The organism is Streptomyces sp. NBC_00090, from assembly GCF_045160815.1.
GTDB lineage: Bacteria > Actinomycetota > Actinomycetes > Streptomycetales > Streptomycetaceae > Streptomyces.
In genome coordinates, this window is the sequence record NZ_CP108224.1 from 4,555,469 (window position 1) to 4,572,342 (window position 16,874).

General features: G+C 68.7%; 14 protein-coding genes. 7 read left to right on the forward strand and 7 right to left on the reverse strand.

Features of this window, described 5'->3' with window-relative positions; translation table 11 throughout:
• Positions 1–4: 4 nt before the first annotated feature.
• Positions 5–2,404 (reverse strand): DUF6049 family protein, encoded by a 2,400-nt coding sequence (locus tag OG361_RS20300; protein WP_405855504.1) that lies wholly within the window; start codon positions 2,402–2,404, stop codon positions 5–7.
• 190 nt (positions 2,405–2,594) lie between these two features.
• Here OG361_RS20300 and OG361_RS20305 point away from each other — a divergent pair, with 190 nt between their 5' ends.
• Complete coding sequence (locus OG361_RS20305; protein WP_384577312.1) at positions 2,595–4,037, forward strand: CCA tRNA nucleotidyltransferase; 1,443 nt, start codon at positions 2,595–2,597, stop codon at positions 4,035–4,037.
• Between the two features lie 99 nt (positions 4,038–4,136).
• Here the strand turns inward: OG361_RS20305 and OG361_RS20310 are convergent, their stop codons facing one another.
• The 3 genes from OG361_RS20310 to OG361_RS20320 all read right to left on the reverse strand — a co-directional run bounded on the left by OG361_RS20310 (position 4,137) and on the right by OG361_RS20320 (position 7,282).
• Positions 4,137–5,396: an MFS transporter gene (locus tag OG361_RS20310; RefSeq protein WP_405855507.1), complete on the reverse strand. Its 1,260-nt coding sequence runs from the start codon at positions 5,394–5,396 to the stop codon at positions 4,137–4,139.
• Positions 5,397–5,470: 74 nt separating this feature from the next.
• Positions 5,471–6,553, reverse strand: coding sequence for an inositol-3-phosphate synthase (locus OG361_RS20315; RefSeq protein WP_405855509.1), 1,083 nt, complete (start codon positions 6,551–6,553; stop codon positions 5,471–5,473).
• 48 nt (positions 6,554–6,601) lie between these two features.
• Complete coding sequence (locus OG361_RS20320) at positions 6,602–7,282, reverse strand: helix-turn-helix transcriptional regulator (protein ID WP_384577317.1); 681 nt, start codon at positions 7,280–7,282, stop codon at positions 6,602–6,604.
• A gap of 784 nt (positions 7,283–8,066) precedes the next feature.
• On the opposite strand from OG361_RS20320, the gene OG361_RS20325 reads away from it, so the two are divergent.
• Both OG361_RS20325 and OG361_RS20330 read left to right on the forward strand, forming a co-directional pair.
• Complete coding sequence (locus OG361_RS20325) at positions 8,067–10,442, forward strand: transglycosylase domain-containing protein (protein ID WP_405855511.1); 2,376 nt, start codon at positions 8,067–8,069, stop codon at positions 10,440–10,442.
• 121 nt (positions 10,443–10,563) lie between these two features.
• Positions 10,564–12,162: a glycosyltransferase family 87 protein gene (locus tag OG361_RS20330; protein ID WP_405855513.1), complete on the forward strand. Its 1,599-nt coding sequence runs from the start codon at positions 10,564–10,566 to the stop codon at positions 12,160–12,162.
• Between the two features lie 15 nt (positions 12,163–12,177).
• Here OG361_RS20330 and OG361_RS20335 read toward each other — a convergent pair whose 3' ends face one another.
• The 3 genes from OG361_RS20335 to OG361_RS20345 form a co-directional block, all read right to left on the reverse strand.
• Positions 12,178–13,209: an alanine racemase gene (locus OG361_RS20335; RefSeq protein WP_405855515.1), complete on the reverse strand. Its 1,032-nt coding sequence runs from the start codon at positions 13,207–13,209 to the stop codon at positions 12,178–12,180.
• 82 nt (positions 13,210–13,291) lie between these two features.
• Positions 13,292–14,410, reverse strand: a complete 1,119-nt coding sequence (locus OG361_RS20340) for a lipid II:glycine glycyltransferase FemX (protein ID WP_384569249.1) — start codon at positions 14,408–14,410, stop codon at positions 13,292–13,294.
• Positions 14,411–14,529: 119 nt separating this feature from the next.
• The gene (locus OG361_RS20345; RefSeq protein ID WP_405855518.1) at positions 14,530–14,847 is read right to left on the reverse strand and encodes a hypothetical protein; all 318 of its coding nucleotides are present in this window, start codon (positions 14,845–14,847) and stop codon (positions 14,530–14,532) included.
• A 286-nt stretch (positions 14,848–15,133) separates the two neighbouring features.
• On the opposite strand from OG361_RS20345, the gene rpsF reads away from it, so the two are divergent.
• From rpsF to rplI, 4 genes are all read left to right on the forward strand, one after another.
• Positions 15,134–15,424, forward strand: coding sequence for a 30S ribosomal protein S6 (gene rpsF, locus OG361_RS20350; RefSeq protein ID WP_005482942.1), 291 nt, complete (start codon positions 15,134–15,136; stop codon positions 15,422–15,424).
• Between the two features lie 73 nt (positions 15,425–15,497).
• Positions 15,498–16,091 (forward strand): single-stranded DNA-binding protein, encoded by a 594-nt coding sequence (locus OG361_RS20355; protein WP_405855520.1) that lies wholly within the window; start codon positions 15,498–15,500, stop codon positions 16,089–16,091.
• Positions 16,092–16,149: 58 nt separating this feature from the next.
• Positions 16,150–16,386, forward strand: a complete 237-nt coding sequence (gene rpsR, locus OG361_RS20360; protein ID WP_003967857.1) for a 30S ribosomal protein S18 — start codon at positions 16,150–16,152, stop codon at positions 16,384–16,386.
• Between the two features lie 18 nt (positions 16,387–16,404).
• A complete protein-coding gene (gene rplI, locus OG361_RS20365; RefSeq protein WP_056653714.1) occupies positions 16,405–16,851 on the forward strand; it encodes a 50S ribosomal protein L9 in 447 nt (148 codons plus the stop codon).
• Positions 16,852–16,874 lie beyond the last annotated feature (23 nt).

The window sequence follows — 16,874 nt, forward strand, 5'->3', positions numbered from 1 at the left end:
TCGCTCAACGGTCCACTTTCTCACCCGTGCCGGACGGGCTGCCGCTTTCGGGCCCGGTGTCCGGTGTCGGGTCACTCGGCTGCTCGGGTTCGTCGGCTTCGACGTCCTCCGGCTCCGTCCCGCCGTTCGCCCCGGAGTCCTGGGCCTCCTGAGCCTCCTCAGCTTCCGCAGCCTCCTCGGCTTCCTCGGCCTTTTCGGCTTCGGCTTCGGCTTCGGCATCGGCTTCGGCGTTCCTGGCGGCGACCCGCTTGCGCTGGCTGTACATCCGGACTCCGGCGAGGACGAGGAGCAGCACGCCACCGGCGATCACGAGCATCACCGTGGCGGTGATCTCGGAGACCTTCACGTTGAAGGTCATCGGCTGCCCGTACGGGGTGCCGTCCTCGGTGTAGAGCTGGGCCGTCATCGGGACCTGGCCGTTGACATTGGCCGTGGCGGTGAACTTCACCGACTGGCTGTGGCCGGCGTTGATCTTCACCGGGAGCTCGGCGTAGCCCTCGCCGTTCAGCTCCAGCCGGTTCTTGTTGCCGGAGGTGAGGCGCAGCACCAGGTGATCCACACCCTGCAGCAGCTGGTTGTGCACGGTCACGGGGATCGTCGCACTGCGGCCGGACAGCGTCAGGTCCGACTTGTCGACCAGCTGGACGCTCTCGGTGAGGTCCTGGAGGTACTCCAGGACGTCGTTCCGGTAGACCGCGGCCGCTCTGGCCTGACCGCGCCAGGAGGTGGACATCTCGCGGTTGATCGCGTTGCCGAACGGGGTCACGACGCGGTCCGGCAGGGTCAGGATGACCCTGAAGTCGTCCAGCTCGTCGCGTGTGGTCTTCATGTCCCGGAAGGCCTGGACCGGCAGCTCCCGGTCGCGCAGCTTCTTCGGGTACCTGGAGCTGCTGGGGACCGTGGTGGAGGCGTCCGGGTCCGGCTTGGCCGCGGCCGCCGCGAGGAGATCCAGCGGCTCGCTCCAGCGCCGGGCGGAGAGGCCCCGCAGGGCGGTCGCCATGGTCTGCGCCTGGGAGGCGGTCGGCACCCGCTGCGGAGCGACCACGACGCTGCGCTGCTGCTCCGGCTGCTCCAGGGTGATCGCGAGCGACTGGGCGAGGAACTCCTGGACCGCGAGGGTGGAGTTCTCCGCGCGGACCATGTCGCCTTCGAAGGCGGTGGACAGGAGCGCGTCGCTCACCACGGCCGTGGTGCTGCCGTTGCCGAGGGGGCGCGCCGCCGTCGGCGTGTAGGAGAGGTCGTCGCGGACGCTGTCGCTGCGCGCGATCACCTTGTCGGCGCCGGCCGAGGTCGCGACGGCCACGATGGACGGGTCGACGGCGCCGTCGGCGGGCCAGGCGAAGTCGGTGGACGCCTGTACGTGGAGGACGGTCTCGACGGTCATCGCCGCGAGGGAGGTCGCCGACTGGAGGTGTCCGAGGGAGCCGGGGACGTCCTTGCCGCGGTGGGCCAGGGAGGCGAGGTCGGGGTCGGCGAACGGCAGGGCGACGACCTTGTGCCCCTGGATCGCCTTCTCCAGCCCGTCCAGCCATTGCTCGGCCACGGCCTGGTTCGGACCCGGGACGTGGACGGTGCCGTCCTTGACCCGGTAGCCGTTGGCCATGGCGTCGACGGAGGCCAGCAGGTCGGGGTCGATCACCCAGGTGACCGGCAGGTTCTTGCCCAGCGAGACCATCTGGTCCAGGCGCCCGCCCGGACGGAGCTCGGCGGCCAGGTCGTCGTCCTCGAAGACCGGGGTCTGCTGGTCGTCCGTGCCCGTCTCCGCCGAGACGTGGGCCGAGGAGATCAGCGGCCAGAGGTAGGTGACCTGGGTCTTCTTCTCGCTGGCTTCCGGCTGGTACGGCAGGAAGGTCCGCTCGATGCCGAGCACCCGGTCGTAGCGCTGGTCCGAGGTCTGGCCGGTGAGGGAGACGCCCAGCTGATACACGCCCGACTCGTCGAGGCCGAGTTCGGAGACCGGGACCGAGAGGGAGAACTCCGTACTGAGGCCGGCGCCGAGCCGAGGGATCTCGATGCTGGGGGCTTCGCCGAGCGGGGCCGGGTCGCTGTCGCTCCGGAAGCCGGTGCGGTTCGACACCTGGTCGATCTCGCTGCGGCTGGTCATCTGCGGGCCGACGCGCAGGTTCACGGTCGCGTCGGTGACGGTCTTCTTGCCCCGGTTGGTCACCGTTCCCGAGACGGTGACCGTGTCACCGTCCACGGGGGCGCTCGGCGTCAGGGTGTCGAGAGACACATCGACCGTCTTCGAGCCGGTGGCGTCCTCAGCGGCCGCCGCCGGCGAGGCGGACGGGGCCTGGAGGAGTCCGGCGAGGAGCGGCGCCCCGACGGCGACCGTGATCGTGCGCCGCAGCCATCGGCGGGCAGGTGAGGGACCGGTTCCCTGAATGTCTGCCGCCTCGCCCACGCGTTCGCCCGTCCTCGTCGTTGTCTGCGGTGCCAGTGGTGTGGATGGTTCCCGGTTGCTGTGTCCAGGCATGGTAACGAGGCACGCTGGGAGCAAGTGCCGGGGACTGCTCCAGCCGATGGGGCCGGAGGCCCGGCCCACGGAAAAACGGGGACGTCGTGGTGGACCGGGGCACGTACCCTTTTCTGTTGTGCCGAACGCCAACGAAGACACCCCGACTGCACTGAGCCAGGTGCAACGCCGCGCGGTCAGCGAACTGCTGCGTGTGTCCCCTGTCGCCGACGACCTCGCCCGCCGCTTCCAGGATGCCGGGTTCAGCCTCGCGCTGGTCGGTGGCTCGGTACGGGATGCCCTGCTCGGCCGGCTCGGCAACGACCTGGACTTCACCACCGACGCCCGCCCCGAGGACGTTCTGAAGATCGTCCGCCCGTGGGCCGACTCCGTCTGGGAGGTCGGCATCGCCTTCGGGACCGTCGGTTCCCAGAAGGACGGTTACCAGATCGAGGTCACCACGTACCGCTCCGAGGCGTACGACCGGACCTCACGCAAGCCCGAGGTCTCGTACGGCGACTCCATCGACGAGGACCTCGTCCGGCGTGACTTCACCGTCAACGCCATGGCCGTGGCACTCCCCGAGAAGGAGTTCATCGATCCGTACGGTGGCCTGGAGGATCTCGCCGCGCGGATCCTGCGCACGCCCGGCACGCCCGAGGAGTCCTTCTCCGACGACCCGCTGCGCATGATGCGCGCCGCGCGCTTCGCCGCCCAGCTGGACTTCGAGGTCGCTCCCGAGGTCGTCACGGCGATGAAGGAGATGTCCGGCCGGATCGAGATCGTCTCCGCCGAGCGGGTCAGGGAGGAACTCAACAAGCTGCTGCTCTCGGCCCACCCCCGGAAGGGTCTCGGCCTGCTCGTGGACACCGGGCTCGCCGACCACGTCGTGCCCGAGCTGCCGGCGCTGCGCCTGGAGAGCGATGAGCACCACCGGCACAAGGACGTCTACGAGCACTCGCTGACCGTGCTCGACCAGGCGATCGACCTGGAGGAGGACGGCCCCGACCTGGTGCTGCGCCTCGCGGCCCTGCTCCACGACATCGGCAAGCCGCGCACCCGTCGCTTCGAGAAGGACGGCCGGGTCTCCTTCCACCACCACGAAGTGGTGGGCGCGAAGATGACCAAGAAGCGCATGACCGCGCTCAAGTACTCCAACGAGATGATCAAGGACGTCTCGCGGCTGGTGGAGCTGCACCTGCGCTTCCACGGCTACGGAGACGGTGAGTGGACCGACTCGGCGGTGCGCCGCTACGTCCGCGACGCGGGGCCGCTGCTCTCCCGCCTGCACAAGCTGACCCGCTCGGACTGCACCACGCGCAACAAGCGCAAGGCGGCGGCGCTCTCCCGCACCTATGACGGTCTGGAGGTCCGTATCGCCCAGCTCCAGGAGCAGGAGGAGCTGGACGCGATCCGTCCCGACCTGGACGGCAACCAGATCCAGGAGATCCTCGGTATCGGGCCGGGCCCGGCCATCGGCCAGGCGTACAAGGTCCTGCTGGAGCTGCGGCTGGAGAACGGGCCGATGGAGCACGACCAGGCGGTCGCGGCCCTCAAGGAGTGGTGGGCGGCGCGCGACTGAGGTGAGCCGCGACGGGTGGGTCGATGTTTCACGTGAAACACCGACCCCCTCGACGTCGAGGCGGCGATGGAGCGGAGGGGTGATGTTTCACGTGAAACATCACCCCTCCGTGCGTTCCTTTCGCAGAGCAACCGCGATCGCCCCGTAGACCACGGCCACCAGAATCACCAGAAGGGGGGAGCGGCCGTCGGGCGGCAGCATCAGCGCCGCCACACCCGCCGCGCCCACGAAGGCGACGTTGAACAGCACGTCGTAGAGCGAGAAGATCCGCCCTCGGTAGGCGTCGTCCACGGTCGTCTGCACCACCGTGTCCGTCGCGATCTTGGCTCCCTGGGTGGTGAGCCCGAGGACGAAGGCGGCGACGAGGAAGGGGACGGGGTCGAAGAAGAGGCCGAGGGTGGGTGCCAGGACGGCAGCGACCCCCGCGCAGAGGGTCATCCAGCCGAAGGGGCCCAGCCGTCCCACCGCCCAGGGGGAGAGGACGGCGGCCGCGAAGAACCCCGCTCCCGAGGCGGCGACGGCGATCCCCAGGAGACCCAGCCCCTCGGACTCCGTGGAGCTCCAGGCGTAGCGGCAGAGCATCAGCACGGTGACGAGCAGGGCGCCGTAGCAGAAGCGCATCAGGGCCACCGCGGTCAGCGCCCTGGCGGCAGGCCGTCGCTCGGCCAGGTGCCGCAGCCCCTCGGCGAGCCCCCGGCCGGTCGAGGCCAGGGCCGAGGAGAGGCGCTGGGGAACGAGCTCCGGATCGGGACCGAGGAGCGCCCGCGGCATCCGCAGGGAGGCGAGGGCGGACAGTAGGTAGAGGGCGGCGCCGAAGGCCACCACCACCGCGTCGGACTCGTCGCTGATCAGCCGGACACCGAAGGCCAGACCACCCCCGAGGGTGGCGGCGAGGGTGCCGGCCGTGGGGGAGAGCGAGTTCGCCACGACGAGCCGTTCCTCGTCGACGACGTGCGGGAGCGAGGCCGAGAGCCCCGCGAGCACGAAGCGGTTGACCGCCGTGACGGAGAGCGCGGAGGCGTAGAAGAGCCAGTCGGGGACGGAGGCGACGATGAGCAGGGCGGTCCCGCACGCGAGCAGGGCGCGCAGGAGGTTCCCGTACAGGAAGACCTGGCGGCGCTGCCAGCGGTCGAGGAGGACGCCGGCGAAGGGCCCGACGAGCGAGTACGGGAGCAGGAGCACGGCCATGGCGGAGGCGATGGCGGTGGGCGAGGTCTGCTTCTCGGGGGAGAAGACGACGTACGTGGCCAGGGCCACCTGGTAGACGCCGTCGGCGGACTGGGAGAGCAGCCGGACGGTGAGCAGGCGGCGGAAGTTCGTCAGGCGCAGGAGTACGCGCAGATCACGTACGACGGACATGGCAGCAAGACTCACATACGAAGAGGGCCCCCGGGGCGGTGCCGCGGGGACCCTCTTCGACAAGCGTGCGGAGCTTAGCGCTCGACCTCACCCTTGATGAACTTCTCGACGTTGGCCAGGGCCTCGTCGTCGAAGTACTGGACCGGCGGGCTCTTCATGAAGTAGCTCGACGCGGAGAGGATGGGGCCGCCGATGCCGCGGTCCTTGGCGATCTTCGCGGCGCGCAGGGCGTCGATGATGACACCCGCGGAGTTCGGGGAGTCCCACACCTCGAGCTTGTACTCAAGGTTCAGCGGAACGTCACCGAAGGCGCGACCCTCGAGGCGGACGTACGCCCACTTGCGGTCGTCCAGCCAGGCCACGTAGTCCGACGGACCGATGTGGACGTTCTTCTCGCCCATCTCGCGGTCGGGGATCTGCGAGGTGACGGCCTGCGTCTTGGAGATCTTCTTCGACTCGAGGCGGTCACGCTCGAGCATGTTCTTGAAGTCCATGTTGCCGCCGACGTTGAGCTGCATCGTGCGCTCAAGGCGGACACCGCGGTCCTCGAACAGCTTCGCCATCACGCGGTGCGTGATGGTCGCGCCGACCTGCGACTTGATGTCGTCGCCGACGATCGGGACACCGGCCTCGGTGAACTTGTCCGCCCACTCCTTGGTGCCGGCGATGAAGACCGGGAGAGCGTTGACGAAGGCGACCTTGGCGTCGATGGCGCACTGCGCGTAGAACTTCGCAGCGTCCTCGGAGCCCACCGGCAGGTAGCAGATGAGGACGTCGACCTGGCGGTCCTTGAGGATCTGGACGACGTCGACCGGCTCCTCGGCGGACTCCTCGATGGTCAGGCGGTAGTACTTGCCCAGACCGTCGAAGGTGTGACCACGCTGAACCGTGACGCCCCTGTTCGGGACGTCGCAGATCTTGATGGTGTTGTTCTCGCTGGCGCCGATGGCGTCGGAGAGGTCGAGGCCGACCTTCTTCGCGTCGACGTCGAAGGCGGCGACGAACTCGACGTCACCGACGTGGTAGTCGCCGAACTGGACGTGCATCAGGCCGGGCACCTTGGCCGCCGGGTCGGCGTCCTTGTAGTACTCGACGCCCTGCACCAGCGAGGCGGCGCAGTTGCCCACGCCGACGATGGCTACGCGAACCGAACCCATTCCGGTTGCTCCCTGTGTAATCGTGGAAGCCCTGCTGTGCGCAGGGTTTCACTTGGCGGTGTCGTCGGACGGATCCGGCCGGGTACTGCCCCCGTGCCGGGGCAGGCCGCCCGTTTCTCCAGAATCGTTGTCGTGCAGAGCGGGGGCGTCGGGGCCGGATCGCTGATCCCGCCCTGCCCGCTCGCTCTCGATGAGCTCGTTCAGCCAGCGCACCTCGCGCTCCACGGACTCCATACCGTGGCGCTGCAGCTCAAGCGTGTAGTCGTCGAGTCGCTCGCGCGTCCGGGCCAGGGAGGCGCGCATCTTCTCCAGGCGCTCTTCCAGGCGGCTGCGGCGGCCCTCCAGCACCCGCATCCGTACTTCGCGCTCGGTCTGGCCGAAGAAGGCGAAGCGGGCGGCGAAGTGCTCGTCCTCCCAGGCGTCGGGGCCGGTGTGGGAGAGGAGCTCTTCGAAGTGCTCCTTACCTTCCGGCGTCAACCGGTAGACGATCTTGGCCCGGCGTCCTGCGAGTGAAGCGGCCAGGGCCTCCTCGGGTGCGCTGCCCGGCTCCTCGATCAACCAGCCGTTGGCGACCAGCGTCTTGAGGCAGGGATACAGCGTCCCGTAGCTGAAGGCCCGGAAGACCCCCAGCGAGGTGTTGAGGCGCTTCCGCAGCTCGTACCCGTGCATCGGGGCCTCGCGGAGCAGGCCGAGAACGGCGAACTCGAGGATGCCTGAGCGCCTGCTCATCCGTCGCCTCCTCCGCTTCTCGGGACCCTTATGCCGTGCTGATGTATCGACTCGATACATCAGCACGATAGAACGGCCGCACTGTTGCGACAAGTGGGACCACCGTGACCGGCGTCACATCGTCAATTCACAGCGTTCGACTTGCCTGATTTGGGGTGAACTCCGGCCCTACGTGGGTTTTGGTCGTGCGTAGTCTGTGCGGCATGCAGACCACCGGGAACCAAGGGATGCCGCGGGGCGTCAGTGCTGCGGGTGACCGGCTGCGGTACGGAGGGGCCTCCGATGGGGCTCAGTCCGTGCGCATTTCGGGGGGACCGGAACTCAACTGCCGCTTCCAGGCGTACGCGCCTGCCCGAGGAGTAGTCGTTCGATGAGCGAGCATCGTCGCAAAATGCCGCCGCAGGAGCCGCCGACGGGTGGCCGCGCGGCGGCACGACGCGCTGCCCAGCAGCCGGTGGGCCGCAGGTCGGCCCCGGTTCAGGATGCCGGTAGCGGGGCCCCTTCGGCCTCGTACGGGCCGCCTTCTTCCCATGGGGAGGAGTCGCGGCCCTACGGCGGTCGCGCGGAGGCCCGACGGGCCGCCCAGCGCGGCAGTCGCCGGAGGGGTGCCGAAGCCGGACCGGGGGGCCCCGGTGATCCCGGCGGTCCCGGTGGAGGACGGCGCGGTGGTGGTGGCGGCGGTGGCCGCGGCAGCGGCCCGGGGCGTGGTCCCGGTGGCCGCCCGCCGGGCAAGAAGCGGCTGATCGACTACCCGCGCCACAACAAGTACGGCTGGCGTCGCTGGATGCCCTCGTGGAAGCTCGTGACGGGCACCTTCCTGGTGTTCGTCGGCGTGCTGATGGGCGGCGCGGTCTTCGCGTACTCCAAGGTGGCCGTCCCCGAGGAAGACGCGACCGCGAAGTCGCAGAACAACATCTACTACTGGAAAGACGGCTCGCGCATGGCCGCGACCGGTAGTGGCACCAACCGCCAGATCGTCGGCATCGAGCAGATCCCGAAGGTCATGCAGGAGGCCGTGGTCTCGGCCGAGAACAAGACCTTCTGGGACGACTCGGGCATCGACCCGATGGGTATCGGCCGCGCGGTGTGGAACATGGCCAAGGGCGGCGAGACCCAGGGCGGTTCGACGATCACCCAGCAGTACGTGAAGAACAACCGCCTCAACGACCAGTCGCAGACCGTCACCCGGAAGGTGAAGGAACTCTTCATCTCCATGAAGGTCGGCAACGACTACGACAAGCCGACCATCATGGCCGGCTACCTGAACACCGCGTACTACGGGCGCGGTGCCTACGGCATCCAGGCGGCCTCTCGCGCGTACTTCAACAAGGACGCCAAGCACCTCAACGCCAGTGAGTCGGCGCTGCTCGCCGCCGTGCTGAAGGGCGCCACGTACTACGACCCGGGTGGCTACCCGGAGATCGACGCCGAGGCCACTCCCGATAAGAACCTCGACCGGGCCACCAGGCGGTGGAGCTGGATCCTCGACGAGATGGTCAAGGACCAGAAGATCTCGGCCGAGGAACGCGCCAAGTACACGACGTTCCCCAAGGTGCAGAAGCGCAAGCAGGACGCCCAGCTGACCGGCCAGATCGGCTACCTCGTCAGCACGGCCAAGGCGAACTACATCAACAGCAACACCGACGGCATCGGCGCCAAGGAGCTGGAGCGCGGCGGCTACGAGATCTACACCACCTTCGAGAAGAAGAAGGTGGACGCGCTCGAGAAGTCGGTCAAGAAGATCTACGACGAGTACATCGACCCCGAGAAGCGGCCGAAGACGGACACCAACGTCCAGTTCGGCGGCGCGTCCGTGGACGCGGAGACCGGTGCGATCGTCGCGCTCTACGGCGGCACCGACGCCACCAAGCACTTCACCAACAACGCCGACACGACCGGTGCCCAGGTCGGTTCGACCTTCAAGCCCTTCGTGCTGGCCGCCGCGATGCAGTACGGCGTCCGGGACAAGGAGCTCGGTCCCATCCAGGACGAGTCCTCCCGCACGATCGTGGACCCGGACAAGAGCCGCTACTCCGGCAAGAACGGGTTGAAGGTCCGGAAGTACGACGGCGAGATCTGGCACAACGAGAAGGGGGATGAGTGGCTCCAGACCAATGACGACGACGCGAGCTACGGAAACATGACCCTTCGCGAGGCCATGATCCGCTCGGCCAACTCGCCTTACGTGCAGCTCGGCATGGACATCGGCATCGACAAGGTCCGCGCGGCCGCCGTCAGCGCCGGTCTGCGCGAGAACTCGCTCGTCAAGGGCGAGGTGCCCTCCTTCTCTCTCGGTATCTCCAGCCCGAGCGCGATCCGGATGGCCGGCGCCTACGCGACCTTCGCCAACAACGGCGAGCAGAACGACCCGTTCTCGGTGACCAAGGTCGTCAAGGGCGGACAGACCGTCTACCAGCACAAGGCCGCGGCCAAGCAGGCCTTCACACCGGCCATCGCCGGCAACGTGACCGACGTCCTCCGGGACGTCGTGGAGAACCCGAAGGGCACCGGCCGCAAGGCCGCGATCCCGGGCCGCGACGTGGCCGGCAAGACCGGTACGACCGACGGCAACAAGTCGGCCTGGTTCGTGGGCTACACCCCGCAGCTGTCGACCGCCATCGACATGTACCGCTTCGACGACGACGAGACGAAGAAGAACCGCGAGTTCGAGGAGATGTACGGCACGGGTGACCAGCCGCAGATCCACGGTTCGTCGTTCCCGTCGCGGATCTGGAACGACTACATGACGGACGCCGTGGCGGGCATGGAGAACCTGAAGTTCCCCGAGCCCGAGGACCTGGAGAACGCCGAGCCGGTCTTCGGCGGTGGCGCCACCAGCCCGACGCCGAAGCCCACCGAGACCACGCCGACGCCCACCCCGGACCCGACGACGACGGCGCCGACGACGACTCCTCCGGCCACCGCGACGACGACTCCCCCGCCGACCAGGACGCCGAAGCCGGGCAAGACGACCTGCGACATCTGGGACTGGGACTGCAACAACCCGGGCGGAGACCCGGGCGGCAACACCGGTCAGCCCACGACCACGGCGCCCACCACGACCGGAACACCGACGCCGACGGGTACGCCGACGACGGAGGATCCGGGCAACGGGAACGGCAAGCCCGGCGGGACCGCGGAAGAGGCCTGGATTCCCTGATCCCCCGGCCCCTCCCAACAGGGCACGCGCTGAGGGCCGCCGCGTCCGTCCGTACCTTCCGTACGGACCGGACGCGGCGGCCCTCGTCGTTTTCCCGGAGACGTACGGCAGGATGTCCCCCATGCCGAGCCTCCAGAAGACGCGCGCGCCGCAGGACCGGCCGCAGGGCCCGCCGGCGGTCATCCCCACCCACCGGGACGAGGTGGCCGCCGCGGGCAGTGAGCTGATCGGCGGCCCCTTCGGCCGCCGTGCCCGGACCGGCGGCGGCCAGTTCACACCGGTGCGGGTGATCGCCCTCGTGGCCATCGGGATGTTCGCCCTCGGCATGGTGCAGAAACTGCCCTGCTACAACTGGGCCTGGTTCCGGGGCACCACCTCCCAGTACACCCACGCCTGTTACTCGGACATCCCGCACCTCTTCTCCGGGCGGGGCTTCGCGGACGGCCTGGTCCCCTACTTCGACCGGCTGAGCGGCGACATACCGTTTCTGGAGTACCCCGTCCTGACGGGCCTCTTCATGGAGGTCGCGGCCTGGATGACGCCCGGCGGCGGCGACATGAACCACCGCGAGCAGACGTACTGGATGGTCAACGCGGGCCTGCTGATGGTCTGTGCGGCCGTTCTGGCGGTCTGTGTGACGCGGACGCACCGCCGACGCCCCTGGGACGGTCTCCTGGTCGCCCTGGCGCCCTCCGTCGCGCTCACCGCCACGATCAACTGGGACATACTGGCCGTCGCGCTGACCTCGGCCGCGATCCTGATGTGGTCGCGCGGCCGGCCGCTGGGCTTCGGAATCCTGCTCGGCCTCGCCACCGCCTCGAAGTTCTACCCGATACTGCTCCTGCTCCCGCTGCTGCTGCTCTGCTGGCGCGCGGGGAAGTGGCGGGAGTATGGGACGGCGGTGCTCGGCGCGGCCGGCGCGTGGCTGGCCGTGAACCTGCCCGTGATGCTGCTGGCTCCCGAGGGCTGGAAGCAGTTCTACCTCTTCAGCCGGGACCGGAACGTCGACTTCGGTTCGGTCTGGCTGCTGGTCAGCCAGCGGACGGGGACCTCGATCCCGCCGGAGAAGGCCAATCTGTACGCGCTGATGCTGATGGTGGCGGCGGTGGTGGCCCTCGGCTTCCTGGCGTTCAACGCGCCCCGCAGGCCCCGCTTCGTACAACTGGCCTTCCTGGTCGTCGCCGCGTTCGTCCTGACCAACAAGGTCTACTCGCCGCAGTACGTGCTGTGGCTCGTCCCGCTGGCGGCCCTCGCCCGGCCGCGCTGGCGCGACTTCCTGATCTGGCAGGCCTGCGAGGTCATGTACTTCCTGGGCGTCTGGATGTACCTGGCGTTCACGACCAGCGGCAACAAGCAGGGACTGCCGGTCGACGGCTACCAGTTCGCGATCGTCCTGCACCTGCTCGGCACGCTGTACCTGTGTGCCGTGGTCGTACGCGACATCCTCATGCCCGAGAAGGACCCGGTCCGGCAGGACGGCTCCGACGACCCCTCGGGGGGCGTCCTGGACGGCGCGGAGGACGTGTTCGTCACCGGCAGGGCGGCGCACCCGGCCCGGCACGCCGCGTCGGCGGTGGAGGGGCCGCGGGTGGAGTGGGGCACCTCCGGGGGGAGCGACTCCTCGCGGGACACCCCCGGAGCGAAGGACTCCTCGTGGGGCACTGTCGAGGAGAAGGGCTCCTCGCGGGACACCCCCGGAGAGCAGGGCCCCCGGGGGTGAGCGGTTCCGGCCGGCTCAGCGCTCGACTAGCCGGTCGAACTGCGTCGTGGTGTGGCGCAGATGCGCCACCAGCTCGTCGCCCACGCGGGGCTCCTGGGCGTCGGAGGGCACGAACAGGATCGACACCTGCATGTGCGGCGGCTCGGCGAACCAGCGCTGCTTGCCCGCCCAGACGAAGGGCGACAGGTTCCGGTTGACCGTGGCCAGACCGGCCCGTGCGACGCCCTTGGCGCGCGGCATGACGCCGTGCATCGCCTTGGGGGCCTCCAGACCCACGCCGTGCGAGGTGCCGCCGGCGACGACGACCAGCCAGCCGTCCGAGGCGGCCTTCTGCTGGCGGTAGCCGAACCGGTCGCCCTTGGCGACCCGGGTCACGTCGAGGACGGCGCCCCGGTACTCGGTGGCCTCGTGGTCGCCCAGCCAGAGCCGGGTGCCGATGCGGGCACGGAAGCGGGTCTGCGGGAACTGCTGCTGGAGCCGGGCCTGTTCCTCCGCCCGCAGGTGGCTCACGAACATGGTGTGCAGCGGCAGCCGGGCGGCCCGCAGCCGGTCCATCCAGGCGATGACCTCCTCGACCGCGTCGGTGCCGTCCGGGCGGTCCAGCGGGAGGTGGAGGGCGAAGCCCTCGAGCCGCACGTCCTCGATGGCGGAGTGGAGCTGGTGGAGCTCCTCCTCGCGGACGCCGTGCCGCTTCATCGAGCTCATGCACTCGATCACGACCCGGGCGCCCACCAGGGCGTGGACGCCGTCCACCGAGGAGACGGAGCGGACGACCCGGTCCGGCAGCGGAACCGGTTCCTCACCGCGGCGGAACGGGGTCAGGACGAGCAGGTCGCCGCTGAACCAGTCCTTGATCCGGGCGGCTTCGTAGGTGGTGCCGACCGCGAGCATGTCGGCGCCGAACCGGGCGGCCTCGTCGGCCAGGCGCTCGTGCCCGAAGCCGTAGCCGTTGCCCTTGCAGACCGGGATCAGACCGGGGAACTGGTCGATGACGGTCTTCTGGTGCGCGCGCCAGCGAGCGGTGTCGACGTAGAGGGAGAGCGCCATGGCCGGCCCGGAACCTTTCTGGTGGCAGCGGTGTATCAAAGATATGTACGAGACTACGGAACCGTCGCCGAAGCGACGCGGCTCAGCGGCGCGACATGTAGATGTCGAGCGCCTTGTGCAGCAGCTTGTTCAGCGGGAAGTCCCACTCGCCGACGTACTCGACGGCCTCGCCGCCCGTGCCCACCTTGAACTGGATGAGTCCGAAGAGGTGGTCGGTCTCGTCGAGCGAGTCCGAGATGCCGCGCAGGTCGTAGACGGTCGCGCCCATCGCGTAGGCGTCGCGCAGCATCCGCCACTGCATCGCGTTCGAGGGCCGGACCTCGCGGCCGATGTTGTCGGAGGCGCCGTAGGAGTACCAGACGTGCCCGCCGACGACGAGCATGGTCGCGGCGGACAGGTTCACGCCGTTGTGGCGCGCGAAGTAGAGGCGCATGCGGTTGGGGTCCTCGTTGTTGAGGACGGTCCACATGCGCTGGAAGTACGAGAGCGGGCGCGGCCGGAAGTGGTCGCGGACGGCCGTGATCTCGTAGAGCCGCTGCCACTCGGCCAGGTCCTCGTAGCCGCCCTGGACGACCTCGACACCGGCCTTCTCGGCCTTCTTGATGTTGCGGCGCCACAGCTGGTTGAAGCCCTTGAGGACGTCGTCGAGCGAGCGGTTCGCGAGGGGGACCTGGAAGACGTAGCGGGGCTGGACGTCGCCGAAGCCGGCGCCGCCGTCCTCGGCCTGCTGCCAGCCCATCTTCCGGAGCCGGTCCGCGACTTCGAAGGCGCGCGGCTCGACAAGGGTGGCCTCGACGTCCTTGAGGCGCTTGACGTCCGGGTCCTGGATGCCGGACTTGATGGCGGCGGCGTCCCAGCGTCGGATGACGACCGGCGGGCCCATCTTCACCGAGAACGCGCCCTGCTGCTTGAGGTGCGCCAGCATCGGCTGCAGCCAGTCGTCGAGGTTGGGCGCGTACCAGTTGATGACCGGGCCCTCGGGCAGATAGGCGAGGTAGCGCTTGATCTTCGGGAGCTGACGGTAGAGCACCAGTCCGGCGCCGACGAGCTCGCCGTTCTTGTCGAACCAGCCGAGGCTCTCCGAGCGCCACTCGGTCTTCACATCAGCCCACGCCGGGACCTGGCAGTGGCTCGCAGCGGGCTGGCTCTGGATGAATCCCAGATGCTGCTCACGGCTGATGGTCCTCAGGGTCAGGCTCATGCGGGGCGCTCCTCGGCAGGTGTGTCCCCATCGGTCAGGGGCTCCGGCTCTCGCGCCGAAGCCTACTGTGACCGGGGAGCGCCCCGGATGGGCGTGTACGCCCTGACGTGCCGCCGGGCTCAGCTGCCTATGACACTGCCGAAGAGACCGCCGTGGGCCATACCGATGTAGAAGCCCAACGCCGACAGGCCGAGTCCGACGACCAGCGCGAAGCGCTCGCGGGTCGTCACGGAGATGAACTGTCCGTAGGCCCCGGTCAGGATGCCGATCAGCCCCGACCAGGAACTCAGCAGGTGGAGGCTGTCGAACTGGGCGGTGACGAACGAGAGGACGCCCAGCACCAGGGTCACGGCGAGCAGCGTGTCCTGGAGCGGGTGTGGCTTGCCGTCGGTTGCGAAGAGGGAATGGCCGGGGTCGGGTCGCATTGCCTGTGCCATGAGGGCACCTCCTGGCGTGCCTGCCGGACGGCGGCGCATCTTAGCGCCGCCGACATCCGATGTGTACAGATTGCGTCCCCCCACCGGTGAATTTCAACCGCAGGCCGATGTGCAGGTACTCTGTACGGTCTGCACCGGTGTCTGCCCTGGTCCGTCCTGGATCTCGACGGTGCCCCTCGTTCGTCGAGGGGGATTGTCAGTGGTGGCGGATACCGTTGTTTACGCATCACGACCCTCCTGCCACGGAACGACCGTGGCCGCTGAGTCCAAAGGAGGTGGGTTCCACATGCGTCACTACGAGGTGATGGTCATCCTCGACCCCGATCTGGAGGAGCGCGCTGTCGCCCCCCTGATCGAGAACTTCCTCTCCGTCGTCCGTGAGGGCAACGGAAAGGTCGAGAAGGTCGACACCTGGGGCCGTCGTCGTCTCTCGTACGAGATCAAGAAGAAGCCCGAGGGCATCTACTCGGTCATCGACCTGCAGGCCGAGCCTGCGGTCGTCAAGGAGCTCGACCGCCAGATGAACCTGAACGAGTCGGTCCTCCGGACCAAGGTCCTCCGCCCCGAGACCCACTGAGCTTCTAGCTCAGAGGTCATCGGGTTCGAGTAGCTACAAGCAGCCAGAAGCAATCCCGCCGAGAGGTTCCCCCATGGCAGGCGAGACCGTCATCACGGTCGTCGGCAATCTTGTCGACGACCCCGAGCTGCGCTTCACCCCGTCCGGTGCGGCGGTCGCGAAGTTCCGTATCGCGTCCACCCCCCGCACCTTCGACCGTCAGACCAACGAGTGGAAGGACGGCGAAAGCCTCTTCCTCACCTGCTCGGTCTGGCGTCAGGCGGCGGAGAACGTCGCCGAGTCGCTTCAGCGAGGCATGCGCGTTGTCGTGCAGGGCCGGCTGAAGCAGCGGTCCTACGAGGACCGTGAGGGCGTCAAGCGCACGGTCTACGAGCTGGACGTCGAGGAAGTCGGCCCCAGCCTCAAGAACGCCACGGCCAAGGTCACCAAGACCACCGGTCGCGGCGGTCAGGGCGGCTATGGCGGCGGTGGCCAGCAGCAGGGCGGCGGCAGCTGGGGTGGAAACTCCGGCGGCGGTGCCCCGCAGGGTGGCGGCGGTGCTCCCGCCGACGACCCGTGGGCGACCGGTGCTCCTTCCGGCGGTTCCGGCGGCCAGCAGGGCGGCGGAGGCAGCTGGGGTGGAAACTCCGGCTCCGGCGGCGGCTACTCGGACGAGCCCCCCTTCTAGGGCGCACGCCCTCGAAGTGGCTCGTACTCCCACTTCTTGATCACACAGGAGAAACACCATGGCGAAGCCGCCTGTGCGCAAGCCTAAGAAGAAGGTCTGCGCGTTCTGCAAGGACAAGACCCAGTACGTGGACTACAAGGACACGAACATGCTGCGGAAGTTCATTTCCGACCGTGGCAAGATCCGTGCCCGCCGCGTGACCGGCAACTGCACGCAGCACCAGCGTGACGTCGCCACGGCCGTCAAGAACAGCCGTGAGATGGCGCTGCTGCCCTACACGTCCACCGCGCGATAAGGAAAGGGTGACCGAAAAATGAAGATCATCCTGACCCACGAGGTCTCTGGCCTCGGCGCTGCCGGCGACGTCGTCGACGTCAAGGACGGCTACGCTCGCAACTACCTGGTCCCGCGTGGTTTCGCGATCCGCTGGACCAAGGGTGGCGAGAAGGACGTGGCGCAGATCCGCCGCGCCCGCAAGATCCACGAGATCGCGACCATCGAGCAGGCCAACGAGATCAAGGCCCAGCTCGAGGGCACGAAGGTGCGCCTGGCCGTTCGCTCCGGCGACGCCGGCCGCCTCTTCGGCTCCGTGACCCCGGCCGACATCGCCTCGGCGATCAAGACCGCGGGTGGCCCCGACGTCGACAAGCGTCGCGTCGAGCTCGGCTCGCCGATCAAGACCCTGGGCTCGCACCAGGTGTTCGTGCGTCTGCACCCCGAGGTTGCCGCGAAGCTCGGCGTCGAGGTCGTCGCCGCGTAACGCTGCCCTTGGCAGTCTGCGCT

Excerpts from the sequence above, each read along its gene's own strand:
- OG361_RS20330 (WP_405855513.1), top strand. The coding sequence starts at position 10,564 with ATGCCGAGCCTCCAGAAGACGCGCGCGCCGCAGGACCGGCCGCAGGGC.
- OG361_RS20315 (WP_405855509.1), bottom strand. The coding sequence starts at position 6,553 with ATGGGTTCGGTTCGCGTAGCCATCGTCGGCGTGGGCAACTGCGCCGCC.
- OG361_RS20355 (WP_405855520.1), top strand. The coding sequence starts at position 15,498 with ATGGCAGGCGAGACCGTCATCACGGTCGTCGGCAATCTTGTCGACGAC.
- rpsF (WP_005482942.1), top strand. The coding sequence starts at position 15,134 with ATGCGTCACTACGAGGTGATGGTCATCCTCGACCCCGATCTGGAGGAG.
- OG361_RS20325 (WP_405855511.1), top strand. The coding sequence starts at position 8,067 with ATGCCCTCGTGGAAGCTCGTGACGGGCACCTTCCTGGTGTTCGTCGGC.
- OG361_RS20340 (WP_384569249.1), bottom strand. The coding sequence starts at position 14,410 with ATGAGCCTGACCCTGAGGACCATCAGCCGTGAGCAGCATCTGGGATTC.
- OG361_RS20345 (WP_405855518.1), bottom strand. The coding sequence starts at position 14,847 with ATGGCACAGGCAATGCGACCCGACCCCGGCCATTCCCTCTTCGCAACC.
- OG361_RS20310 (WP_405855507.1), bottom strand. The coding sequence starts at position 5,396 with ATGTCCGTCGTACGTGATCTGCGCGTACTCCTGCGCCTGACGAACTTC.
- rpsR (WP_003967857.1), top strand. The coding sequence starts at position 16,150 with ATGGCGAAGCCGCCTGTGCGCAAGCCTAAGAAGAAGGTCTGCGCGTTC.
- OG361_RS20335 (WP_405855515.1), bottom strand. The coding sequence starts at position 13,209 with ATGGCGCTCTCCCTCTACGTCGACACCGCTCGCTGGCGCGCGCACCAG.
- OG361_RS20320 (WP_384577317.1), bottom strand. The coding sequence starts at position 7,282 with ATGAGCAGGCGCTCAGGCATCCTCGAGTTCGCCGTTCTCGGCCTGCTC.
- rplI (WP_056653714.1), top strand. The coding sequence starts at position 16,405 with ATGAAGATCATCCTGACCCACGAGGTCTCTGGCCTCGGCGCTGCCGGC.